The 23,522-nt window shown below is 58.3% G+C and carries 26 protein-coding genes; 6 read left to right on the forward strand and 20 right to left on the reverse strand.

Annotation, left to right across the window (positions count from 1 at the left end):
• Positions 1-18 precede the first annotated feature (18 nt).
• The 5 genes from JYG33_RS01010 (at position 19) to JYG33_RS01030 (ending at position 6,329) form a co-directional block, all read left to right on the forward strand.
• A complete protein-coding gene (locus tag JYG33_RS01010; protein WP_243430234.1) occupies positions 19-1,446 on the forward strand; it encodes a methyl-accepting chemotaxis protein in 1,428 nt (475 codons plus the stop codon).
• Positions 1,446-1,883 carry a hypothetical protein gene (locus tag JYG33_RS01015; RefSeq protein ID WP_207873776.1) on the forward strand — a complete coding sequence of 146 codons (438 nt, stop codon included), beginning with the start codon at positions 1,446-1,448 and terminating at the stop codon, positions 1,881-1,883. Before JYG33_RS01010 ends, JYG33_RS01015 begins: the two co-directional genes overlap by 1 nt.
• A 21-nt stretch (positions 1,884-1,904) precedes the next feature.
• Entirely contained in the window at positions 1,905-3,611 is a 1,707-nt protein-coding gene (locus JYG33_RS01020; RefSeq protein WP_207873777.1) for a methyl-accepting chemotaxis protein, read from the forward strand.
• Between the two features lie 121 nt (positions 3,612-3,732).
• Positions 3,733-5,643 carry a DUF294 nucleotidyltransferase-like domain-containing protein gene (locus tag JYG33_RS01025; RefSeq protein WP_207873778.1) on the forward strand — a complete coding sequence of 637 codons (1,911 nt, stop codon included), beginning with the start codon at positions 3,733-3,735 and terminating at the stop codon, positions 5,641-5,643.
• Positions 5,640-6,329 (forward strand): 3'-5' exonuclease, encoded by a 690-nt coding sequence (locus tag JYG33_RS01030; RefSeq protein WP_207873779.1) that lies wholly within the window; start codon positions 5,640-5,642, stop codon positions 6,327-6,329. Before JYG33_RS01025 ends, JYG33_RS01030 begins: the two co-directional genes overlap by 4 nt.
• Here the strand turns inward: JYG33_RS01030 and fliR are convergent.
• The 20 genes from fliR to JYG33_RS01130 form a co-directional block, all read right to left on the reverse strand.
• Complete coding sequence (gene fliR / locus JYG33_RS01035; protein ID WP_207873780.1) at positions 6,326-7,111, reverse strand: flagellar biosynthetic protein FliR; 786 nt, start codon at positions 7,109-7,111, stop codon at positions 6,326-6,328. The two genes, JYG33_RS01030 and fliR, sit on opposite strands and share 4 nt — an antisense overlap.
• Positions 7,112-7,206: 95 nt before the next feature.
• Entirely contained in the window at positions 7,207-7,476 is a 270-nt protein-coding gene (gene fliQ, locus JYG33_RS01040) for a flagellar biosynthesis protein FliQ (RefSeq protein WP_003804652.1), read from the reverse strand.
• A 9-nt stretch (positions 7,477-7,485) separates the two neighbouring features.
• Complete coding sequence (fliP, locus tag JYG33_RS01045) at positions 7,486-8,253, reverse strand: flagellar type III secretion system pore protein FliP (protein ID WP_207873781.1); 768 nt, start codon at positions 8,251-8,253, stop codon at positions 7,486-7,488.
• 7 nt (positions 8,254-8,260) lie between these two features.
• Positions 8,261-8,536, reverse strand: coding sequence for a flagellar biosynthetic protein FliO (fliO, locus tag JYG33_RS01050; protein WP_207873782.1), 276 nt, complete (start codon positions 8,534-8,536; stop codon positions 8,261-8,263).
• 30 nt (positions 8,537-8,566) lie between these two features.
• Positions 8,567-9,070, reverse strand: a complete 504-nt coding sequence (fliN, locus tag JYG33_RS01055; protein ID WP_153229565.1) for a flagellar motor switch protein FliN — start codon at positions 9,068-9,070, stop codon at positions 8,567-8,569.
• Complete coding sequence (fliM, locus tag JYG33_RS01060) at positions 9,067-10,074, reverse strand: flagellar motor switch protein FliM (RefSeq protein WP_207873783.1); 1,008 nt, start codon at positions 10,072-10,074, stop codon at positions 9,067-9,069. The genes fliN and fliM overlap by 4 nt, the downstream gene beginning before the upstream one ends.
• Positions 10,075-10,560: a flagellar basal body-associated FliL family protein gene (locus tag JYG33_RS01065; RefSeq protein WP_243430235.1), complete on the reverse strand. Its 486-nt coding sequence runs from the start codon at positions 10,558-10,560 to the stop codon at positions 10,075-10,077. It abuts the gene before it with no gap.
• A 212-nt stretch (positions 10,561-10,772) separates the two neighbouring features.
• Positions 10,773-12,128 (reverse strand): flagellar hook-length control protein FliK, encoded by a 1,356-nt coding sequence (locus JYG33_RS01070; RefSeq protein WP_207873785.1) that lies wholly within the window; start codon positions 12,126-12,128, stop codon positions 10,773-10,775.
• 12 nt (positions 12,129-12,140) lie between these two features.
• Positions 12,141-12,590, reverse strand: a complete 450-nt coding sequence (fliJ, locus tag JYG33_RS01075; protein WP_207873786.1) for a flagellar export protein FliJ — start codon at positions 12,588-12,590, stop codon at positions 12,141-12,143.
• Positions 12,591-12,592: 2 nt separating this feature from the next.
• Positions 12,593-13,987, reverse strand: coding sequence for a flagellar protein export ATPase FliI (gene fliI, locus JYG33_RS01080; RefSeq protein ID WP_207875688.1), 1,395 nt, complete (start codon positions 13,985-13,987; stop codon positions 12,593-12,595).
• Positions 13,988-14,035: 48 nt separating this feature from the next.
• Complete coding sequence (gene fliH, locus JYG33_RS01085) at positions 14,036-14,776, reverse strand: flagellar assembly protein FliH (protein WP_207873787.1); 741 nt, start codon at positions 14,774-14,776, stop codon at positions 14,036-14,038.
• 91 nt (positions 14,777-14,867) lie between these two features.
• Positions 14,868-15,878, reverse strand: coding sequence for a flagellar motor switch protein FliG (gene fliG / locus JYG33_RS01090; RefSeq protein ID WP_207875689.1), 1,011 nt, complete (start codon positions 15,876-15,878; stop codon positions 14,868-14,870).
• On the reverse strand, positions 15,865-17,598 hold the full coding sequence (fliF, locus tag JYG33_RS01095; protein ID WP_207875690.1) for a flagellar basal-body MS-ring/collar protein FliF: 1,734 nt from the start codon (positions 17,596-17,598) through the stop codon (positions 15,865-15,867). The genes fliG and fliF overlap by 14 nt, the downstream gene beginning before the upstream one ends.
• A gap of 104 nt (positions 17,599-17,702) precedes the next feature.
• Complete coding sequence (gene fliE / locus JYG33_RS01100) at positions 17,703-18,038, reverse strand: flagellar hook-basal body complex protein FliE (protein ID WP_207873788.1); 336 nt, start codon at positions 18,036-18,038, stop codon at positions 17,703-17,705.
• A gap of 142 nt (positions 18,039-18,180) precedes the next feature.
• On the reverse strand, positions 18,181-18,501 hold the full coding sequence (locus JYG33_RS01105) for an EscU/YscU/HrcU family type III secretion system export apparatus switch protein (protein ID WP_207873789.1): 321 nt from the start codon (positions 18,499-18,501) through the stop codon (positions 18,181-18,183).
• Positions 18,491-19,777, reverse strand: coding sequence for a flagellar hook-length control protein FliK (locus JYG33_RS01110; protein ID WP_207873790.1), 1,287 nt, complete (start codon positions 19,775-19,777; stop codon positions 18,491-18,493). The genes JYG33_RS01105 and JYG33_RS01110 overlap by 11 nt, the downstream gene beginning before the upstream one ends.
• Entirely contained in the window at positions 19,774-20,109 is a 336-nt protein-coding gene (locus JYG33_RS01115; RefSeq protein WP_021446816.1) for a flagellar protein FliT, read from the reverse strand. Before JYG33_RS01115 ends, JYG33_RS01110 begins: the two co-directional genes overlap by 4 nt.
• A 78-nt stretch (positions 20,110-20,187) precedes the next feature.
• The gene (fliS, locus tag JYG33_RS01120) at positions 20,188-20,619 is read right to left on the reverse strand and encodes a flagellar export chaperone FliS (protein ID WP_207873791.1); all 432 of its coding nucleotides are present in this window, start codon (positions 20,617-20,619) and stop codon (positions 20,188-20,190) included.
• Between the two features lie 6 nt (positions 20,620-20,625).
• The gene (fliD, locus tag JYG33_RS01125; protein WP_207873792.1) at positions 20,626-22,014 is read right to left on the reverse strand and encodes a flagellar filament capping protein FliD; all 1,389 of its coding nucleotides are present in this window, start codon (positions 22,012-22,014) and stop codon (positions 20,626-20,628) included.
• 89 nt (positions 22,015-22,103) lie between these two features.
• Positions 22,104-22,505 carry a flagellar protein FlaG gene (locus JYG33_RS01130; protein ID WP_207873793.1) on the reverse strand — a complete coding sequence of 134 codons (402 nt, stop codon included), beginning with the start codon at positions 22,503-22,505 and terminating at the stop codon, positions 22,104-22,106.
• Positions 22,506-22,743: 238 nt separating this feature from the next.
• Here JYG33_RS01130 and JYG33_RS01135 point away from each other — a divergent pair, with 238 nt between their 5' ends.
• Positions 22,744-23,505: an RNA polymerase sigma factor FliA gene (locus JYG33_RS01135; RefSeq protein WP_207873794.1), complete on the forward strand. Its 762-nt coding sequence runs from the start codon at positions 22,744-22,746 to the stop codon at positions 23,503-23,505.
• Positions 23,506-23,522: the final 17 nt, after the last annotated feature.

Here is a 23,522-nt window from a genome sequence, read left to right on the forward strand (position 1 = left end):
CACGTGCAGGAATCTTCTATGCTTTTTAAGAATTTGAGTCTGAAGGTCGGCATGACCTTTTGTATTGCTGCTCTGATGGCATTGACCGTTGCCATGGCAGGCTGGGCGCTGTATTACTTTCACGGCTTGCTCGCGCTGGGCTCGGGTGACAAGGTCATGCGCACCTTGCAGGAGCAGCAGAGCACGTTCAATATCGTGTTGACGGTGGTGCTGGTTCTGGCGGTGTTGTTGGGTCTGGCTGCCATCAGCTATTTTTTCCGTCGTGTGGTGCGTCCCCTGGGCGACTTTGCCGCTTACTTTGATGCCATTGCCAAAGGCGACCTGACACAACGTATCCGCGTCTTGACGGCCAATGAGATCGGCGAGTTGTTCGAGTCTCTGGGCCGCATGCAGGAATCCCTGGTCAAGACCACCACCACGGTGCGTCTGGGCCTGGAAGAGATCCACGCCGGTGCTCAGGAAATTGCTCAGGGCAATACCAATATCAGCAGCCGCACAGAAGAGCAGGCCGCTTCCTTGCAGCAGACCGCTGCCAGCATGGAACAACTGGCGGGTACTGTGCGCCAGAACGCTGACAACGCCCAGCAAGCCAACCAGTTGGCCGCAACCGCCTCGGATGTGGCGCACCGTGGCGGCAGTGCCGTCAATGAAGTGGTGGCGACCATGCAAGGCATTTCGGCCAGTTCCAACAAGATTTCCGACATCGTGGGCGTGATCGACAGCATTGCGTTCCAGACCAATATTCTGGCACTGAATGCAGCGGTAGAAGCTGCCCGTGCGGGTGAGCAGGGCAAGGGCTTTGCCGTTGTGGCCGCTGAAGTGCGAGCCCTGGCGCAGCGTAGTGCGCAGGCTGCCCGTGAAATTACTGGCTTGATCGAAGACTCGGTACGCAAAGTTACGGAAGGCTCTTCGCAGGTGGAACGAGCCGGTGCCACCATGCAGGAAATTGTGGACTCCGTGCGCCGCGTGACCGACATCATGGGTGAGATTACCGCTGCCACCATTGAACAGTCCTCCGGGATTGATCAGGTGAACCGTGCCGTCTCTCAAATGGATGAAACCACGCAGTACAACGCCCGTTTGGTGGAGCAGGCGGCTCTGGCATCCTCCGGCCTGAGCGAACAGGTCACCAAGGTTAATCAGGCTATTGGCTTTTTCCGCTCGCCCGGTACGGAAGTGATTGATGTCAGCGCCCGCCGTGTGGCGAACCGCCGCAGTGCCGCTGCCACATCGTCCGAGTCCGAACAGCGTCGCAGTCCTTCCTTGAAAGGCAGCGCATCGGCGGCCAAGCCAGGCAGTGCGACCAAAGGTTTGTCGGCGCCTGCCAAGGCCGCACCAGCAGCCAAAGCCTCGGCGGCTCAAGACGATAGTCAGCGTCTGTTGCGCCCCGATTTGAGCGGCAAGCAAAACAGCGCGTCCTCGGACGATGATTGGGAGGAGTTTTAATGTCTTGCACCCGACTGAGTACCTGGGTCGGGCGGGGACGTAAGACGCTGATAGGCTTGTGCTTGTTAACCCTGGCAGCGTGTGCCACCCAGGGTTTCTCCTTCAAGGCCTCAGGTTTGAATGATCTGACTCTGGGCCAAAGTACTCGTGCTGATGCGGAACTGTCTTTGCAAGGCCGCCCGCATCAGGTCTACCGACAGCTCGATGGTAGTGAAATGGCCGTGTGGTTCCAGGGCACAACCCTGGCAACTGATGCGGTGTATTTCCGACAGGAACTGTGGCTTCAGTTCGATGCCCAGGGGCGTTTCCAGCAAGTGGTCAAACGCAGTCATATTCCTTCCATGTATCGCGAGCAGGCGCGTAGCGCCACCACCGGCTCGGTCACGATTGAGCACCCTGGCACGGACATGATCACCATCTTGCCGGTCAGCCACTAGAGTTTTCTTTGGATTTAGCCAATGCTGGGTATTGAAAGCAGTCTTCCCTCCGCGTCTCGCGCGTCTAAACGTCGTTCCTCCAAATCGTTCCGCCCCAGTCTGAAGTCCGCTTCGGGCATGAAAATCAGCACCTTGCTGATGATTTGCATGGGCTTGTTCCTGGTATTGATTGTGGCCGTGGGTGGCCTGGCTGCGTACTACCTGCAACAAAGCGGCGATGCGCTGCGTACGATCAATCGTCAGGCGGATCGTTCGGTGCAGGTTCTGCAACTGAACAACAATATGATGGAAGCCCGTGTCAGCCTGATGAGCGCCGCGCGTTTTTATCAGGAAGCCGGTATTGATAACGACCCGAATCTGGTGCAAAACGCCGATAATGCGGTGATTATGGCGACCCAGAAGCTGGATGAGGTACGCAAGGCTTTTGCCGATATCCGTGCCAATATGCCCACCGAGCCAGAATTGCGTCGTCTGGCCATGGGGCTGGTCGCTTCCTATCAGGCGTATCTGGATGATGGCGTTGAGCCTATGGTCCAGGCCCTGGAAACCCGCGACTACAGCACGTTCTACTTTGTCAGCGAAGGGTTTGGGGTACTGCGTGCCGCCACCTTCCAGTTCCGTATTGAAGAGCTGAGCAAGTTTTACAATGATCTGGCAGACCAGTTGCTGGCGCAGGCTGAGCTGCAAACCAGTGTTGCCAATACAGTGATTGCGTTGGCTTTGGTGCTGGGCCTGATTATTATCGTCGCGCTGCGTCTGGTCCTGGGCCGTACCGCCTTGACGCCATTACGTGAAGCAGGCGTGCATTTTGACCATATTGCCAATGGCGATCTGACCAAGAAGATTACGTACCGCTCGGCCAATGAAGTAGGCGTTCTGTACGATGCCATGCGTCGCATGCAGCAAAGCCTGCAAGGGATTGTGCTGACGGTGCGCCAAGGTGTGGACGAGATTGCTTCGGGCTCTTCGCAAATTTTTGCGGGCAATACGGATCTGAGTTCCCGTACCGAACAGCAGGCAGCGGCCTTGCAGGAAACCGCCGCCAGTCTGGAAGAGCTGGCCAGCACTGTGCGCCAGAACGCGGACAATGCGCATCAGGCCGACCAACTGGCTCATAACGCCGCCAAGGTGGCTCGTCAGGGTGGGGAATCAGTCGGCGCGGTGGTCAACACCATGAACCAGATTTCTGCCCGTTCGGGACAAGTGGCCGACATCGTCAATGTGATTGACGGCATTGCCTTCCAGACCAATATTCTGGCCTTGAATGCGGCGGTAGAAGCGGCGCGTGCCGGTGAACAGGGCAAGGGTTTTGCCGTGGTGGCCGGTGAAGTGCGCAGCTTGGCACAACGCAGCGCGCAAGCGGCCAAGGAAATCAAGGGTCTGATCGAAGCCTCGCAAAACGAAGTGCAGACCGGCACGCAGCAAGTTGCCAGTGCGGGCGATATCATTCAGGAAGTGGTGCGCGCCGTGAATAGCGTAACCACCTTGATGAGCGAAATTTCCTCCGCCTCCCAGGAGCAAACTGCCGGTATCGAGCAGATTAATACGGCCGTGGCGCAAATGGATGCTGTGGTGCAGCAAAACGCCTCCTTGGTGGAAGAAGCGGCCGCAGCGGCAGGCTCCTTGCAATCGCAGTCCGAGACCCTGGCGGAAGCTGTTTCCCAGTTCAAGGTTCAGGATGGCGATGTGATCGATATGGCGGAGCGCGACTACGAGCGTTTGCGTTAAGCTTTTTGGGGTCAAAAAAAGGCCCATGCCTATAGTTGAAATCCCCTAGAAAAAGGGGCTCGGCCTGGGTCATGCTGCATGGCACAATAATTCTATTGCCTAATAGCCAGCAGAGACGCTCATGTCCTTCGCGATTCCCGGTGAATCCGTGGCCAAGACGGCGGTGCGCCAAAAGGCGCCCGGCATCTTGGCCTGGTTGATTGCTTACCCGCCTTTTGATCAGATGCAGAGGCAGCACTGCGATTACCTGATCGAACATAGCGAACTTCGGTTTTTTTCAGCCGAACAGGTGCTGTTTGAAGAGGGCGCGCGGGTCGATCAGCTCTACATTATTCGTCAGGGACAAGTCTGCGCTCAGGAGCAAGGCGAAACCCATGAATACGTAGAAGGCGACTTGCTGCCCGTGCGTGAACTGGTCTCCGGCCAGCCGCTGGGCAGTGCCTATACCGTTCAGGAAGATTGCTTTGCCCTGTGCGTGGCAGGCGAGGCGGTTGCCCATCTCCTGACTATTAGTGAACCTTTTCGGGACTACTGTCTGCGCGGCACCAGCAGCTTGCTGGCCTCGGTCTGGCGCAGTGCCCAACAAAGCGCCAGTGCCGATTTGGGCGCCAGCTATACGCTGGACATGAGCCTGCAGGCGCTGACAGAGCGTGGCTTGCTGAGCTGCTTGCCGGACTGCCCGGTCGAGCAGGCCGTCAAGGATATGCACGAACGTCAGGTCAGCAGCATGGTGGTGGTGAATCCCGATACGCATCTGCTGGGTATCTTCACCTTGCGCGACTTGCGTCGTCTGGTGGCCGGGGGGCAATACGACCCCACCCAGGCCATGTCGCAAGTGATGACACCAGACCCGGTCTGGCTCAGCCCACAAGCTTCTGCCTTTGACGCTGCCTTGTTGATGGTGGAGCACCAGATCGGCCATATCTGCCTGGTTCAGGACCATAAGGTTGTGGGCATGGTGTCCGAGCGCGACGTGTTTTCCCTGCAGCGTGTGGATCTGGTGCACTTGTCGCGTGCTTTGCGCTGTGCACAGGACGTGTCGGTGCTGGTGCGTTTGCAATCGGATATCGGGCGGCTGGTGGATGCCATGCTGGCCCACGGAGCCCGTTCGGAACAACTGACGGCGGTGATTACCCGCCTGAACGATCACACCGTACAACGCACGATTGAGCTGACTTTGCCCGGTTCAGGTTTGGACGGTATCGAATTTTGCTGGTTGGCCTTTGGTAGCCAGGCCAGGGGCGAGCAAACTCGCCATACCGATCAGGACAATGGCATTTTGTTTCTAGCCAATTCGCCAGAGCAAACCAAGGCCTACCGTGCCTTGCTCCTGCCTTTCGCGCTCCGTGTGAACGAGGCCCTGGATCGCTGTGGCATGGCCTGGTGTACGGGCAATATCATGGCGAGCAATCCAGAGTTATGCCTGTCCGAAGCCGAATGGCTGCATCGCTTCCAGATCATGATTGAACGGCCTGCGCCCGAGCAGTTGCTGGAGTCCACCATTTATTTTGATTGTCGCGCTATCTGGGGCCAGAGCAGCTTGCTGCAACGCATGCAGCGTCGGGTTCTGGGAATGGTCAACGACAATCACGTCTTTCAGCGCATGCTGGCTCAAAGCACCTGTCAGACCCGTATTCCCAGCGGCAAGAAGCGCAGTCGCCTGGAAGCCCTGATGGGGCAGGGCGACGACAAGATTGATATTAAGAAACATGCCTTGGCACCGATGGTGGATGTCTTGCGTGTGCTGGCCCTGGCACATGGCTGTGAGCTGCCGTCCTCCCTGGATCGGCTGGCTGTCCTGACCCAACGGGGCGTCTTTACGGCCGAAGAGTCCGAGGGCCTGTGCGAGGCCTATCGTTATTTGCAGTTGCTGCGCTTGCAGCACCATCAAACCCAGTTGCAACAAGGGCAAGAACCCAACAATCTGGTGCGCGTGAGTAGTTTGGGGGCATTGGATGCACGTGTGCTGCGTGAGGCCTTGTCCCAAGTGCGTCGTGCCCAACGTATTCTGGCTTTCCGGTATCGCTTATGAAATTGCTTTCATGGCTTCCCTGGCGTCGAGCCTCTTTTGCCGCCCGCAGTCTGTCCTTGTCCTGGAGCGGGGTGGATGAGCTTTCCTTGGACGAAGCGGCCTTTACCGTACTGGATCTGGAAACCAGTGGGCTGGAGCCCAAGCGACATCATATTGTCCAAATGGGGGCTGTCCGTCTGGAGAATGGCTCGATTGCCTTGGGCAATGTCTGGTCTGGGCTGGTCCATACCCAGGGTGAGCGCAGCCCGGAAAGTCTGCTGATTCACGAAATCAGCCCGCAGCAACAAGCCGAGGGAGAACCTTTGCCGCAATTGATGCGGGCATTTGCACGCTATTCGGAAAACTCGGTGTGGGTTGCCTGGGATGCAGACTTTGATCTGGCTTTTCTGGATCGGGCCTGGCCGCAAGCGGGCCTGCAACAGGCACGTCCCCTGGCTCTGGATTTGGCCGAGCTGGCTGCCTGTGTCTTGCCAGAATGGCGGGGCCGCCGTCTGGGCCTGGATGATTGTTTGAAGTATTGTGGCCTGCCTGTCAGCGATCGTCATGACGCCTTGGGCGATGCCCTGGTCAGTGCGCAGTTAATGCAGTTGTTGATCGGGCGTGCCAAGCAAAAAGGGGTATTGACCATTGGGCAGGCCCGGCGTCTGATGCAGTCGCATAAGCAGCGACAGGCCAACGCCTTTTAAGAGCCTGCCAGCCCCAGAGCGACCCGCATCATGGCTTCGTAGCCAGAGTTGAAAAGCTGGGTCAGGAAGGGCGTGGTTTGGGGAATAACGACCGTCAGCAAGGTCAGGCCGATGGTTAGCGTAATCGGGAAACCCACAGCAAAAATCGTCAATTGCTGGGCAGTGCGGTTCAAGATCCCGAAGGCCAGGTTAATGGTCAGCAGCACAATAATTAGCGGCAGGGCCAGCAACATGCCCGAGACCCATAATTCACTGCTCCAGTCCAGCAAGGCTCCCCACCCATTCACGTGTAAATCTGCTCCGATGGGCAGCACATGAAAGGTGCGGACCAGTACGCCCAGGAGCAGCAAGTGGCCGTTCAGGGCCAGAAAGGTCAGTACCGCAATGACGTTCAGAAGACGCGACAGCACAGCGGTATTCGCACCCGTCGCCGGGTCAAAAAAGGATGCAAAGGACAGGCCCATTTGCAGGCCGATGAATTCACCTGCGGTCTGTACTGCGGCAAATACGATACGCATGGTCAGGCCCAGCGCCACCCCGATCAGCACTTGTTGCATGGCAATCAGCAAGGCTTCGTACGAGGCGGTAGGCAGATCGGGCAAGGGAGGCAGCGAGGGCGCCACAACCAGGGTCAGGACAAAACCCAGACCGACTTTGGCGCGCTTGGGGATGGCTGATTCGCTGAAAAAAGGAACGGTCGCCAGCGTGGCCAGAATGCGGATGAAGGGCCACAAAAAAGCGTTTAGCCAGGCATAGAGCTGGGTAGAGTTCAGGTCTAGCACGGCAAGCTTAGAGCCTGTGCAGACGGCAAGGCGTGGTGCCTTGTTCGTCAGGTATTTTCATACTCATGTGGGGCTCCTGGTTGTCGTAACGGGCCTTAGTTCACCAGCCCAGGAATTCCACGCAAGAGGCCCTGCATATAGTCGACCATATTGTTGATCAACCAGGGACCTAGCAGCACAACGGTAATCCCCATGGCCAGCAGCTTGGGGATGAAGGACAGGGTCATCTCGTTGATCTGGGTGGCCGCCTGAAAAATACTGATGCCCAGACCCACCACCAGCACCACAATCAACATGGGACCGGCCATGGACAGGGCCAGCTTCAGGGCGGTGTAAGTCATGGACATGACGGTTTCGGGAGTCATGGCGGTCCTTTATTGGTAGAAGCTGCGTGCCAGTGAACCGAGCAGCAGATGCCAGCCATCGGCCAGCACAAACAGCATGAGCTTGAAGGGCAGCGAGATGGTCACCGGCGGGACCATCATCATCCCCAGAGACATCAGGACGCTGGCAATCACCAGGTCGATAATCAGAAAGGGGATAAAGATCGTGAAGCCAATCTGGAAGGCGGTTTTCAGTTCGCTGGTGACAAAGGCCGGGACCAGAACACGCAGGGGAACATCTTCCGGGGTTTCCAGTTCGGCCACGCCCGCCATATCGCCAAACAATTTCAAATCTGCTTCACGCGTCTGGTGCAGCATGAAGGTCTTCAGGGGCTGGGCACCTTGCTCCAGTGCGGCCTCAAAACTGATCTTGTTTTCCGACAAGGGCTTGTAGGCGTCCTGATACACCTGATCCAACACGGGCGACATGACAAAGAAGGTCAGAAACAGGGCCAGGCCTACCAGCACGGTATTCGGTGGTGCGGTTCCCGTGCCCATCGCATTGCGCAGCAGACCCAGCACGATAATGACGCGGGTAAAGCCGGTCATCATCAGCAAGGCTGCAGGCAGGAAGGACATCATGGTCAGCATGGCCAGCGTCTGGATGCTGAGCGACCACGTTTGCGAGCCATTGGGGCCCGCGGTGCTGGTGATGGCCGGAACGGCCTGAGACCAGGCTTCGGCTGGCAAGAGCAGGCTGATCAGGGCCAGAAGCAGCAAGAGGCCGGTGCGCAGGGCAGGAGTGAAGGTTGCAGTCATGATGCGTTCAGCGCGGCGCGCGGTGCTGGTCCAGATGAGCCTGGAAGTCTGGCTCGGGCTCTGCAGGTGTTCTGGTATGCAGCAGGCTGATTTGCTGGGGGGTAATGCCAATCAGAATTTCGCGATTATCAATCTGGATCAAGGCCACACTGCTGCGTGGCCCCAGGCGTTGATTGTCCAGAATCTTGATGCGTTGCTGGCTTTTGCTTTTCAGCAACCCGCCTCGGCGGGCGACCCAGGCTGCTGCCAGAATCAAGCCTACGACCAGCAGCAGGCTAAGCATGATTCTGACGAGCTGGGCTTGTTCCATAGATTAGCGGCGGCCGTTCAGACGCTGGATGCGATCCGATGGCGTCACGATGTCGGTCACGCGGATACCGTATTTATCGTCTACAACAACCACTTCGCCTTGGGCAATCAGGTAGCCGTTCACGTAAATATCCAGTGGTTCACCGGCCAGGCCGTCCAGTTCCACGACTGAGCCCTGGCCCAGTTGCAGAATGTTCTTGATGGTCAGGCGGGTACGGCCCAGTTCTACCGACAGTTGGACGGGGATGTCCATGATCATGTCGATATCGGTGGTGGCGTTGGCCTGGGCGTGCTCCATGGGAGGGAACAGATTGCTGGCCGGGCTGGGTTCGTGCACAGGTGTCGCTGCGCTTTGCTCGGCCAGAGCCGAGGCCCAGTCATCCTCCAGGGGCTGTTCCAGTCCTTGGGCTTGGGTGCTGCTTTGGCTGCCGGCCTGTTGCTCAGCCATCGCGGCTGCCCAGTCGTCCTCGGGTGCAGACCGGTCGTTAGGGTTGTGAGGGTCGCTCATAGGGACTTACCTTTAGTCAAATCGCTGTCGTTGGTGGCCAAGATGTTTTCGACCCGCAGGGAGTAGCGGCCACCGGAGGTGCCGTAGTGGCATTCCAGAACCGGCACACCATCCACGTGGGCTTCGATAAGGGTGGGGATTTCAATCGGCAAGACATCATTGGCCTTGAGCTGGGTTAGCTCGGCAATAGTCATGTCGATATTGACGAAATTGGCAATCAGTTCGACCTCGGCGCTGCGCACTTGTCGTGACAGTTGCTGCGTCCAGCGCTGGTCAATGGCGTTGGTGCCTTTGTCCTGCAAGGGGCGGGTCAGCAGATCGCGCAGCGGCTCGATCATGGAGTAGGGCAGGCAAATATTCAGATTGCCGCCCTGAGCACCAAATTCAATATTGAAGGACGTGACCACCACAATGTCGTTGCTGCTGCTGATGCTGGCAAACTTGGTGTGCATCTCCGAGCGCATGTACTCCGCTTCTAGCGGGTAAATGGACTCCCAGGCACCGCAGTAGCTCTCCAGGGTCAGCGTCAGCAAACGCTGGATGATGCGTTGTTCGGTGGTGGTGAAATCGCGGCCTTCAACACGGGTGTTGTAGCGGCCATGACCACCAAACAGGCTGTCGATGATCAGAAACACCAGGTTCGGGTCGAAGGTAAACAGCGACACGCCACGCAAGGGCTTCAAGGCAACCATGTTCAGGTTGCTGGGCACCGGCAGGTTGCGCTCGAAGTCCGAGTATTTCTGAATGCGGATGGAGCCGACGGTAATGTCCGCGTTACGACGCATGAAGCTGAGCATGGTCGAGCGCAAACGACGGGCAAAGCGCTCGTTGATCAGCTCCAGGGTCTGCATGCGGTGACGCACCACCCGGTCTGGCGAGGTCAGGTCATAGGCCCGTACACCCGACAGGTTCTCGTTCAAGGGCTTGGTGTCAGCGCCTTCGCCGGTAACACCGGCCAGCAGTGCATCGACTTCGTCTTGGGATAGGAAGCTCTGATACGACATTTATTGGATGACAAAGGCGGTGAACAGGACATCATTGATGTACGGTACAGCGGGGTTAGGCGCGTAGGGCTCTTTCAGGCCAGCGCTAAGCTGTGCAACCAAGGCTTGACGCCCTTCGGAAGTCTGGATGTAGGTGGGGCGCTGTTCAGCCAGGATCTTGAGCACACGATCCCGCACCATCGGCATGTATTCCAGCAACATGGCACGCGAGCCATCATCCTGAACACGCAAGGTGATGCCTACGTACAAAATCCGCGAGCGACCGTTCTCGTTCAGGGTGACGGTAAAGGGATCAAGTGGCGCAAAAATAGGCTTGGCGCTGACTTTGACCACAGGAGGCTCGTCAGGGGCTTGAGCTGCTTCTACAGACTGGCCTTTTTCGGCCCAGGCCAACCAGGCAGGCGGGCTGCTTTGTTGCAAGGAGTAGTACAGCGTTGCGCCCACGCTAGCGGCGATAATAAACAGAACCAGCAGACCGGTTTTCATCAGGCGTGCAAGTTTGGTGGGTGCTTTTCGGGCCATGTGATGTGAGCGATGTATTTTCTAGCGTATGACAAACAGACAAACGCATGTCTGGCCTGAGCCTGACTGCATGCCTGAGCTATTGTGCCGGAGGTCAGAGAGGACAGGCCCGGCGAATAGACGCTGCTTTTCGAGCTTAATCATGCTTTTTGCCGGGCTGTCTGTGGGACTGTGAATCAGGCGAAGGTATCAACAAGCGCGTTGGGGGCCAGCGGGCGGGTCACGCTGCTGTTCACCAGGGGGCTGTTGTCCTCGGCAGCGGCCAGACCGTTCAGGCTGAAGGCGGGTTGATCACCCTGATTGCCTTTGGCGGCCAGTTGATCGTGGAAGGCCTGATGCGACGCGTTCTGGTCGCCCACATCGGCCTGCCCCAGGGTCAAGCCGTTTTCAGCAAACTGCTGTTGCAGTTGCTGCAAGGATTGTTCCAATGCCTGGCGAACCTGAGCATGCGGCGAGGTAATCATGGCGTGGGCCATGCCATCCTGCATCTGCAAGGTAATGCGCAAGGGGCCTAACTCGGGTGGGTCCAGACGGATATCGGCACTTTGAATACCCCCTTGGGCTTGTTGGGCCAGGGTAATCATCTGGCGACCCATGGCGGCTCCCCAGTCTGGCGATTGCACGGGGGTGGCAACGGTCAGCGTCATCGGGCCGACGGGCAGGAGGGCTGGACTGGGCAGCGGAGCCGGGGCACCTGGGCTTGCAGTGAGCTGGGCCATCAAAGAGGCATCCAGAGCAGGCAGACTCAAGTTCACGCCAGCGCGGGCATCTTCAGCCATCTGTCGGCCAAAAGCGGCCAGCGACGCGGCAGCTTCATCAGCCAGACGGGTCTGGGAGCTGCTCGCCTGAGTGGCAGCGGCTTGGGCCATCACATTATTCATGGCCTGCGTTGCATTTGCGATGGGCTTGCGGCTTGGCGTCGAGACCAGTGGGTTACTGGCATCAACAATGGTTTTGGGCAGGGCCAGTTCAGCTTTCAGATCAATATCCGTGTCAGCTTCAACAGCCTTCAAGGGCCCAGTCTGTGGCTGGAGACGGGCGCTGACCAATTCCGAGCTCAAGGTCTGCGCTGCGGCGCCCTTGGTAAGCGGAAGCTGGCTATCGTCGCGGATGGCTTTAGGATCGGTCTTGCTGTTTTTGATGGCCTGCACTTGCGACAGAATCGACAAGGCCATGGCGGGCAAGCCGCTCTCTGCCTGGGCATCCAGGGTTTCGTCCAGATCGGTTTCAGCAGCGATCAACAGGGCAGGGTGCTGAGGCAAGGCGTCCAGACTAGCCTGTTCAGCCAGCTCGGCCACGGACTCTGCCTGCTTGGGGCTGTCTGTGGGGGCCTGAGCTTTGCTGCTGTCTGGCTTGGCCGTCGCTGTCTTGCTGGCGCCTTTGTTCTGCACCTGTTGCTGTTGTGTCTGCAAGTGCTGGGCAAAGCCTTCGTCTTTGGATGCTGGCGCAGCCGCAGGCCCGGCCGTCTGGGTGACAGGAGCCGAAGGGGCGGCGGGGGCCGCTGGTAAAACCGAAAGAATGGGCGAAGTCATGGCGGCGCTTGTTTAATAGGCGGTCTGGCTACGGGTAAAGAGACGCGCAGCAATTTCATCGCTGCTGCGTTGTTCCCTTCTTTGCTGTTGGACTTGTTGGGTTTGGAGACGGCGGTCTATCAAGGTTTCGTAAGCCTTCAGACGTTGCTGATGGCCATACCAGACCTGGCGTCCCTGTTCCATTTGCTCTTCCAGCGATTGGATAACCGTATTTTGCTGGGAAATGGCCTGGTCCAATGTCACGATAAAGCGGCGGAAATTGTGGTAGTTCGCCATGGTTACCCCGGTTTGGCCTACATCCAGCAGGCGCTGGGCGTAGTCCTGGCGATAGGTCTGCAGCATTTCCAACTGCGACTGGGCTGCATCACGTTGGGTGCGCAGCTCTTGCAGCTCACGGGCCGCGTCGTCTACCTGATTCTGGCTAAGGTCGACCAGCGTATGTAAAGAGGCGTTGGCTTTCATGGCTATTGCTCGCTATTAAGAACGGCGTTCAATTCATCGAAGGCGCGTGGCACGTCCACACGTTGCTGCATGCCTTGTCGCAGATAGGCTTCCAGCCAGGGGTAGCGATCAATGGCCAGGTCAATGGCGGGATCATTGCCACGGGTATAAGCCCCCACGGCAATCAGGTCGCGGTTGCGTTGATAGCTGGAGAGCAGGCCCTTGAAGCGGTGCACCAGCTTGATTTGCTCGGGGTCCACGATGCTGGGCATGACCCGCGAGATGGACGCCTCGATATCAATGGCGGGGTAGTGGCCGGTTTCCGCCAGACTGCGGGACAGCACAATGTGGCCGTCCAGAATGGCGCGGGCCGAGTCGGCAATCGGGTCTTGCTGGTCGTCACCTTCAGTCAGCACGGTGTAAAAGGCTGTGATGGAGCCGCAACGCCCTTGTGCATTGGGCTCGCCATTGCCTGCGCGTTCTACCAGCGCGGGTAGCTTGGCAAAGACGGAAGGCGGATAGCCTTTGGTGGCAGGCGGTTCGCCAATGGCCAGGGCAATTTCGCGCTGAGCCATGGCATAGCGGGTCAGCGAATCCATGATCAGCAGTACATTCTGGCCTTCGTCACGGAAGAACTCGGCCAGACGCGTGGCGTAGACTGCGCCTTGCAAGCGCAGCAGGGGCGAGACGTCGGCTGGAGCAGCGACCACTACCGAGCGCTTCAGGCCTTCTTCGCCCAGATTGTGCTCAATAAATTCTTTGACTTCCCGGCCCCGCTCGCCGATCAGGCCCACAACAATAATGTCGGCCTGGGTGTAGCGGGCCATCATGCCAAGCAGCACACTCTTACCCACCCCGGAACCGGCAAACAAGCCCATGCGCTGGCCACGACCCACTGTCAGCAGGCCGTTGATGGCGCGTACGCCTACGTCCAGCACCGTATTGATGGGGCTGCGTTTAAGCGGGTTGGGTGTGGTGTGGCTAAGCGAGACGCAGGAGTGGGCGTCGATAGGGCCCAGTCCGTCCAAAGGGTTGCCGCTGCCATCCACCACACGGCCCAACAGACCGGGGCCGACAGGAACATGGCGGGAACGAGCTTGGGCGGGCAGGCTGTCGGGCTGATCCGAATCTGGCAGGGGAACCGGAGGCTGCAATTGCGCCTCGACGGGAACCACGCGTGCGCCAGGGGGCAGGCCGGAAATTTCGCTGAGCGGCATCAGGTACAGGGACTTGCCTTCAAAGCCCACGACTTCGGCTTCAGCCCAGATATTTTGTGCGGCGGATAATTCGACTTTGCAGGCGGCCCCTACCGCCAGTTTCAAACCGGTTGCCTCCAGCACCAGGCCGGTAGCACGCACCACGCGGCCACTACGCAAAGTCGGCTCAATGGCCTGTACCCGTTGTTGTGCAGACAGCATCTGGGCACGCCAGCGTTCGGGGGAGGAGGCCAGAAGGGGCGTCGCCATTTATGGCTCCGAGGGGACCGGCAAGCCCAGGCTGGCCAGTGCGCGTTTCCAGCGGGTTGCAAAGGTGGCGTCAATATCGCCATAGCTGGAGCGCACGCGACATTCGCCGCGCTGTAGCTGGGTGTCTTCTTGTAAACGCCAGGCACGGGGTTCGCCTTGCTCGATCAGAAACTCACGCACCAGACTGATGTCATCGGGATGCAAAGTCAGTTCCAGGGCGCTGCTATCGCCCGGATCGCTGCGCAGTACCTCGGCCACCAGATCGCGAATGCGGCCAGGCTCCGATTTGATGGTGCTTTGCAATACATGCTCGGCAACGCGGGTGGCAAGCTGAATCAGGGATTGGCCCATTTCCTGGTCCATCAGTTCGATGGACTGGGCGCAGTTCTGGTTCAGTGCCACAAATTCTTTGATGTATTGGTCTATCTGTTCTTGCGCCTTGGCCATGCCAGCAGCCATTCCGGCTTCATAGCCTTGAGCATGTCCGCTTTCCTGGCCTGCGGCCAGACCGGAGGCGTGGCCTTGGTTGAAACCAGCCTGATAGCCCTGGCTATGGCCTTCTTCCTGGGCCTGAGTACGCTGATTGTCCAGCTCGCGCTGCAGCTCTTCGTCCGTAGGGGGAACGAATTCAGGCTCATCCGGCTCGCTAGGGACGACGGGATCATCCAGCCCCTGCATCTGCCAGCGGCTCCAGCTTTCCTGAAGCTCCGAGTAGGCCGAGGCTTTACGGTGGCCGGACATTTACAGACTCCCGTACGGACGAAGGGGGCCCGACACCGGGCACCGCGTGCCAACGGCCTGGACGGGCGCGTGCTGTCCCCCGAAGGCCGTCTTAGACATACTCGTCCCCGCTCAAACCACCCAGCGTAATCTGACCGGCTTCGGCCAGACGGCGCGCCACTTGCACAATGGCTTTCTGTTCCTGCTCCACCTTGGACATGCGGATGGGGCCTTGGGCGTCGATATCTTCGCGCAGCATTTCGGCGGCACGGTTGGACATATTGCGGAAGAACTTGTCGCGCAATTCTTCGGGCGCGCCTTTCAGGGCAATGGTCAGTGCAGAGGTCTCGATTTCCTTGAGCAGCAACTGAATCGCCAGGTCTTCCACATCGGCCAGGTTCTCGAACACGAACATCTCGTCCACGATGCGCTGGGTCAGGTCGGCATCCATGCCACGCAGGCTGGTCAGCACGGACTCTTCCAGGCTGGCGTTCATGTAGTTCAGCATTTCCGCTGCCGTACGTGGGCCACCCATCTTGCTGCGTTTGGCGCCCTGGCCCGATAGCATGCCGTTCAGTACTTCGGTCAGCTCGTTCAGGGCCGTGGGTTGCACACCACCAAACGTAGCAATACGCAGGACCACATCATCGCGCAAACGATCCGGAATGAATCCCAGAATGTCGGCAGCGCGGTCACGCTCCAGGTGCACCAGAATGGTGGCAATAATTTGCGGGTGTTCGTCGGCAATCAGCTCGGCCACGCTGGAAGCATCCAGCCAGTTCAGAGCATCAATACCACTGCTGGAGCCTTCGCTGTTTTCCAGCAAGTCTTCGATCAGACCAGCGGCGCGGTCCGAGCCCAGGGCCTTGTTCAGTACGGAGCGGATGTAGGCATTGGAGTCCAGCGCCACGGCCATGAACTGGTCGGCTTCCTGACGAAAGCTCTCCAGAGCCTCGTCCATATCCGCGCGGGTCAGTTGTTTCAAGGCGGCCATCGCGGTACTGAGCTGCTGCACTTCGCGTGGCGAGAGGTGTCGAAACACCTCGGCGGCGGCATCTTCCCCCAAGGACATCATCAAAATCGCACTGCGTTCGATGGAATCGTCCGGTTTAGCCGTTTTCATTTTTTTCATCTTTGTTCAACCAGGAGCGCAGCACCATAGCCACTGCGCGTGGGTCATCGTGAGCCATCGAGCGGGCCGTGTTCAGATTATCTTCGTAGCGGCTCATTTCGGCGGCGCGCTGTTCAGCAGCATGCTCACGTGCCGTTTCTTCTTTCTGGCGCTCGACGCGGGCATCGGCCACCGCCTTGGCCTGAATCAGGCCCTGGATGATGGGGTTGATGACGATGCGCCATGCCATGAACAGAATGAATGCAAAGACTAGATACTTGACCAGTTCCATGGCGAGCTCGCGGTACTCCGGATTTTTCCAGAAGGGGGTATCAATATCGCCTTGCTCGTTGAACTGACCGTTCACCACGCTCAGGCTATCGCCTCGTTCAGCCGAATAACCGACGGCTTGCTTGACCAGATCGCTGATCTTGTCCAGCTCTTCCTGGTCCAGCGGCTGATTGTCCTTGTCGGTATTGCGGTAGTTCACCACCACGGCCACGGACAAGCGGTTTAGCTGTCCCATCGGGCCTTTCACATGGCTGATGGTGCGGTCCACTTCGTAGTTAACGGTGGAGTCATTACGTGCATTGCCGGTGTTTTGCAGCAAACGGGCTTGTTCGGCCAGAGAAACCAGCGACGGGTCATTGCTGGCTGCCGCTGTGGCGGCGTCGGCGGTTTGTGTCGCAGCATTCGTCGCTGGGTCACCGGCGGGTGTAGCAGGTGCCTGGGGCGGATTGGGTGCAGCAGGCGGATTGACCAGATTAGCCGTGGCATTGGCCGGGGCCTGATTGCTCAAAGCGCCGGGGACGCCTTGCGGTTGTTGCGGGTTGCGCTGCAAGGACGAACTGCTTTGCTGGCTGCGCACAGCGGCCTGACCAGGCTGCTGATTAGGTTTGTAGACTTCCGAGGTCTGTTCGCGGCGCGAAAAATCCACTTCGGCGGTCACTTGCGCCCGTACATTACCGGGACCCACCAAGGGGTTCAGCAAGGTCAGAATGCGTTGTACGGCACGGTATTCAATGTCATTTACAAAATTGCGCTGCTGATTGTCAGCACCCATCTCGCCAGTGGGCGCGGTCAGCAAACGGCCATTCTGGTCAATGATGGACACCTTGTCCGCATGCAGATTGGGCACGCTGGACGAGATCAGCCAGCTAATGGCCGAGACCTGGCCTTCGCTTAAGTCGCGGCCTGGATACAAGGACAGCACGACTGAAGCGGTAGGGGACTGGCGGTCACGTACAAACAAAGTTTCACGCGGCATGGCCAGGTGAACACGGGCTTCCTTGACGGAGTGGACCGCCTTGATGGAGTTGGCCAGTTCGCCTTCCAGTGCGCGTTGGTACGTAACTTGCTCGGTAAATTGGCTGGCGCCAAAGCGGCTTTGATCCAGCAGCTCGAAACCGGCATTGCCACTGCGCGGCAGGCCTTGCGAAGCCATTTGCATGCGCACATCGTGCACCCGATCCTGGGGAACCAGAATAGCGGTGCCGTTGCTGTTGAATTGGTAGGGCACGTTCATCTGGCCCAGGGCCGAGACAATCGCACCGCCATCGCGGTCGTCCAGATTGGAGAACAGAACCTGGTACGTAGGGCCACGGCTCCACAGCAAGAGGGCGACAATCAGAGCAATCAGTGCGGCACCCAGCCCGATCAACGCTACCTTGGGCAAGGCGCGTAGCGTGTCGTAGCCGGGAAGTTTATTCAGCAACTGTGCTGTCTGACTCATGGGCGAGGCAGAGGCAGGGTTCTGCATGGAATCAGGGGAGTTCAAATCAGGACGTGCTCAGGCAGCATTAAGGAAAGGGCGGTGGGCATGAATGGATCAGGCGCTTATACCGGCATACTGGCAATTTCTTGGTAGGCGGCCACTAAGCGGTTGCGTACCTGGACGGTGGCCTGAAAGCCAACGCTGGCTTTTTGCAGGTCAATCATCACGTCATTCAAGGCGATCCCGGGCTCGCCCATTTCAAAGGCCTGGGCCTGGGCATTGGCGGCATTTTGTGCCTGGGAAACCCGGTTCAGGGAGCGAGCCAGCTCGGCAGCAAAGCCACCAGGAGCGGCGCTGCTGGCCGAGGAGGACACAGAGCTGGATGCTCCGGCTGCCTGCGCAACTGCACGCATCTGGGCCAAAAGGTTTTCAATGCTTGAAAGATTGGAAATCGACATGTTCGCTTGCCAGAAAGTCAGGGTGGGCCACACGCACAGGTGCGGGCAGCTTGCCGTGCTTAATGTAACGTTTAGAACGCGAGGCTAAGCAGGGTATCTAAGCCCAAAAACAGGGGCTTTTCAGCCCTTATGAATAGGAGGCTCAGGGTTTTGGGGCGTCGTGCAGGGCCTGCAAGGCTTGTGTAGCTTGGGGATGGCCTTGTTCCAGTGCGTAGAGCCAGGCCAGTAATTCCGCCACGGCTTGATAAAGCTGAGGGGGAATATGGCGGTCCAGATCCACCTGCATCAACAGGCCCACCAGTTCGGGGGACTCGTGTACGTACAGGCCGTGTTCGCGGGCGGTCTCGACAATTTTTTCAGCCAGCGTGCCATAGCCTTTGGCCACAACACGGGGGGCTCCATCCTTGGGGTCGTAGCGCAAAGCCAGAGCCTGTGGGCGATGGGTGGGGGAATCAAGACTCATCGGACGGGTCCTGCGGCAGGGTCGGATCGGCTTCAATCTGCAATTGGCTCAGAATCAGGCCCTGGTCTTGCAGGCGCTCACGCAGGGGCAGGCTGTTCTCGTCCAGATACGGTGCGGACTGATCGGCCTGAATGTGTACCAGCAATTGCTGATTCAAGAGGTTGAGCCGCAGTGTGATCGGACCCAGGGTGGGCAGATCCAGTTGCAGCGTGCTGGACCAGTGCTCGATTTCTTCTTCCGATTGAGCTTCGTGGCGCTGCACGCTCCAGCTCATGTCGGCGTCGGGCCAGGCCTGACCTTGCCATTGCAGGTTCTGGTGGGCTAGGGTGTCCAGTTGCTGACGTACCAGCATGCTGTTGGCCGGGTCCTGGGTACTGGCCTGGGTTTGAGTGTTATGGCTTGCGTTCGTTGTTGTTTCAGCGACGGGGCGGTTCAGGTTTTGCGGCTCTTGCTGCAATTCGCCGACGCTGCGTTGCCCAAAGTGCAGATCACTAAGATGGGACTCGTAAAACAGCCCGCTGTGTTGCAAGGCCTGAGGCAGTGCCTGGGTGAAGTGCTGGGCCAACGCCGCGGTGCTGCCTGTGGGCAGCGCGCTCTGCGCCGTCGCACCGGTTGCGGGTGCTCCTGCGCCAGGCATTCCTGTAGGTGCACCCGTGCCAGTGTTACTGCCTGCTGCCGCCGAACTGGCAGAACCTGCGCTTGTTCCAGCCGGTGTTGTGCTGCCGGGCAAGGGCAGGCGTTGCTGGGCCAGGTTTGCAATGGTGCTGGCGGCATTTTGTGCCGTGCCGCTACGTCCACCCGCCTGCGTATCACCGCCGGGGCGTGTCGATTCATTGCCGTCCGCTTGCAGGTTGGGACGGCCGGGTAATAAAGCCTGTCGACCCTGTACAGCCGGAGCGCGATCAGGGAAGCGTTCCAGCAGGGCCAGAATCAGTTGGGCGGTGCGCCCCAGAGTTGTGGGTGCCGAGCTGGTGGTGGCTGTATTGGGACCACGGGTATTCAGGGCAGGGTCGTTTGATGTTTGACCGCTTTGTGTACGCAGATTTCGGCTATCGCGGCCCTGGGTATGGGCGCGGGCTTGATCGACGCTTTGGCGTTGATCTCGAGCCGTCTGGTTTTCAGCGCGCTCAGGGCGCTGACTGCCCGGTGTCTGGCTGATCGCGTCCGGGCGGGCACCCGTGGCAATATTGCTTTGCTGTCCTGTGCTGATACCCAGAACGGCATCAAGCCGCTGAATAAGCAGCGTCCCCAGCGGAGAGGGGCCGCCTATGCTCATGGATGAACGCTAGGGCTGTAATACGCTTGCAATACGGTTTGCTGGCGTTTCATATTGCCCAGCAGTGCGCCCAGACGGCCCAGTTCGGGGGTGGCCAGATGACGGATCTGGGCATCATCTTCCAGAATTTGGGTCAGCAACTGACGGCGTGCCTGTTTTTCAGTCACCGACAGGTCTTCCATATTCTTGAGCTTTTCCACCGCGAGTTGATAGTGTTCGGATTGTTCAAACACATCCTCCCAGCGTGCCGTTTGGGCAAGCTCCAGCATGTGACGGGTAATGCTGGCGATAATTTGATATTGATCGACGATCGGGTTAGAGGTATCGCTCATGTTCGTACCAGGCGCTAAAGGCGCAAAGGAGGTTGGAGGTGCAGGTCAGGAACAGAACCTGTCCCGCGAGCCCCGGAGTCAAGCTGGCTGCTTGGCACGTTGTGTATCAACATTGCTGCGCCAGGCATCGGCAATATCGGTCAACAAACGCTCGGCCAGCGTCAGTTTTTCCGCGTCATTGCGAAGGTTGGCCAGCATCAGGTTGTGCAGGATCAAGTCGTAGGTTGCGACCAGATTACGAGCCAGCTCTCCGCCCTTTTCGGTATCGACCGCCATTTTCAGGCCGCTATCGACAATATCAATAGCTTTCGATAAGGACTGCCCCCGCCCGGCAATATTGCCTTGTTCCATGTGCAAACGGGCTTGCAGCATGGCTGTGCGCGCACCGTTAAACAGCAGGGTAATCAGGTGTTCCGGGCTGGCGCTCAGGACTTCGGTTTCCAGACCTACTTGGGCGTAGGCACGGGCCGATTGCTGACCAAAGCGACGGGAAGGGGCAGGATAGCTCATAGGGGTTTATTTACTGTTGTTCATATTGCCCAGCATGGACAGTTGCTGGCTCAGGTAATCACTGGTGCCTTTCATGCGGTTGATCATCACGTCCAACTGCACGAACTGTTTGCGGTAGGCTTCCATCTTGTTTTCGATGCGCTGGTCGGCGGCATCATACTGATCTTGCAGTTTTTTGCCGACTTTTTCAGCGCCTTCCTGGGCGTTATCAATACGGCCGCCTTTCTTGATGAACTCATCGGCTGCGGTTTGTACACGGCCCGCTACACCTTGCTCGCCCACGAACATGTTCTTGACGTCCGCCATATTGGTCTTCAGGACTTCGTTCAGCTTTTTTTCGTCCAGTTGCAGATCGCCGGTTTTCGGGTCCACGTTAATCCCCAGACCAACCAGAGAGCGGATTTCGCCTTCGCTGGGAACGTGGCCCAGGGTAGCGTCCCGCATGGCGTTCTGAGCTTCGCGGGCCATGGAGTCGCCGGTCAGGGCAGAGCCCTGCTTCAGGTCGACGTTGTAGGCCGTCAGGGCGCGAATCGACTTGTTGAACTTGTTGTAAGCCTCGACATAGTCTTTCACCGCTTTGGCGGCCACGCTATCGTCTTTGGCCACTTCCACATTGATGGGGTCGTCACCTGCTTTGTTTAGCGTGATTTCCAGGCCTTCAATGGTGTTTTTCAGCGTATTGCTCTGGCTGGTGATCTCAATGCCATTGACCGTCAGCTTGGCGTTGAGGGCTTTGGTTTCTGTAAAGCCGTTGGCACCAGGGTTAGTAGAGTCGAAATTGAGCACGTCAGCCAGCGCGTCATTGCCGCTTACGCTAATGGAGCTGATCGAGGCGGCTTCGCCTGTCGCGCCTGCGGACAGTTGCAGGCGGTAGGGTTCGTTTGGATCGCCGGTATTGATAATGGTGGCTTTCATGCCCACGTCGGGGTCGGCATTAATGGCGTTCATCACCCCTTGCAAGGACGTGTCCTGTCCTTTCATGTCGACGGAGTGTTCTTTGCCATTGGCCAGGCGAACGGTGATTTTTCCGCCTTCGCCGATGGCCTTGTCCCGCGACTCGTGGGCGGCGGCCGTCAGCGTCTGACGGGTGGCCAGATTATCGACCTTGATCACGTACTGACCGGCTGAGGCTTTGGAGTCGCCGGTCACTTTGATATTTTCGCTATTGGCCGTCACTTTGACTGCGCCGAACGAATCTTCCGAGTTCAGCGCCTTGGAGGCCGACTGCAGCTCAGCCAGACTGCTCTTGAGTTGACCGTAGGCCGAGATCTTGTTGGTATTGGCAACCTGACGGTTCTGGATAACGGCAAGGCTCTTCTTTTCCGTCTTGCGCAGATCTTCCAGCAACTCGTCCAGCTTCAGGCCCGAGCCTACGCCAATCGAAGAAATAGCCATATCAAATACTCCTTTAGTGTCCTATTTTGTCGCGAATGTGTCGCGCGCAAAGCCCATGTCAATGGGAGGTTTCGAGGCCAGTTTGGTTTTTAAACCTTCACACTGACGGCGTTGCCCTGCAACTGAACGATCATTTTGGCAATCTGGATAACGGCGTCCGAAGGGACGGTGCGCAGCACCTCGCCGGTCGAGTTGTCCACAATGGAGACCACCAGGCGTTGGGCTTCGTCGTCCATATTGAAGCGAATCCCCGTGGACCAGGCCTGCAGGGAATTGTTGATCTGGTCCAGGGTGTCATCCAGCGTGTTGACCATGCCGGGCACGGCTTCACGCTTGTCGGGCCAGCGTTGCTGTAGCTGGGTATCGGTACTGCTTTCCTTGATCGGGGTCACCGTGGTGGCCGCCGACGGGGTAGGGGTGCCGGGGTTTTGCTCCACAGGGGAAGCCAGGGGCACCAAGGCCGTCGTTTGAGATGAAACTGAGTTGATCATGACATCACTCCAGAAGGGGCTTGGTGGCAGGCCTGCACAATGGCTCGGGGCTCGGCACCTGTAACGTTCCAATTACGGCACCCTCGCGCGTATCTTTAGGAAGGATTTTGCTTTTCGCCCGGTATGAGCCCGGTTAAAGCCTGAATAAGATGGCGAAAGACTGTTTGATTTGGGGACTGTAAGGGCAGGCGGGCAGGCAAAATAGCTCAATCTTTATTGTCCGGATTCGTGCCCGTCCATGCCTCGTTCAGAAGACGTCCTGGTTGAGCAGTACGCCCCATTGGTGCGCCGCCAAGCGCTCCAGCTTGTGTCGCGCCTGCCCCCCAGTGTCGAGCTGGATGATCTGATGCAGGCTGGCATGATGGGCTTGCTCGATGCCGTACGCCGTTACCAGGTCGTGGCCGAGGCCCAGTTCGAGACCTACGCGGTTACCCGAATCCGCGGCGCCATGCTGGACGAGTTGCGTAGCCAGGACTGGCTGCCACGCAGCGTGCGTACCAAAGCCCGCCAGATTGAAGTGGCTGTCAGTGCCTTGCGTCAGGAACTGCTGCGCGAACCCACCGAGCCGGAAATTGCCGAAGCCCTGTCCTTGAGCATGGACGATTATTACGAGCTGCTGGATGAAGCGGTTGGGGTGCAAGTCATTCACTATGAAGACTTGAAGCGTCATGCCGATCCTTCAGCCGATGCGCTGGAATTCCTGGAAGACAGTACGCGAGAGCAGGCTTACTTCGATAACCCGCTGAACCTGCTGACCTCCCAGGGCTTGCGTCAGGCACTCATCACTGCCATCGACCAATTGCCCGAGCGTGAAAAACTGCTGTTCGCGCTGCAATTCGAGCAAGACCTGAATCAGAAAGAAATTGCTCTGGTGCTGGGTGTGACCGAAGGGCGCGTATCCCAACTGCGTAGCCAGGCCGTGGCCCGTATCCGTGCCAGTTTGGCAAAAGACCAGTGGGATGCCATCTCTGATAGCGCGGAATTTCAGGTGCTCTTGTAAGCCTGCCTTTCGCGGGC

Origin of the sequence: Alcaligenes sp. SORT26 (assembly GCF_017377875.1) — a bacterium.
GTDB lineage: Bacteria > Pseudomonadota > Gammaproteobacteria > Burkholderiales > Burkholderiaceae_B > Alcaligenes > Alcaligenes parafaecalis.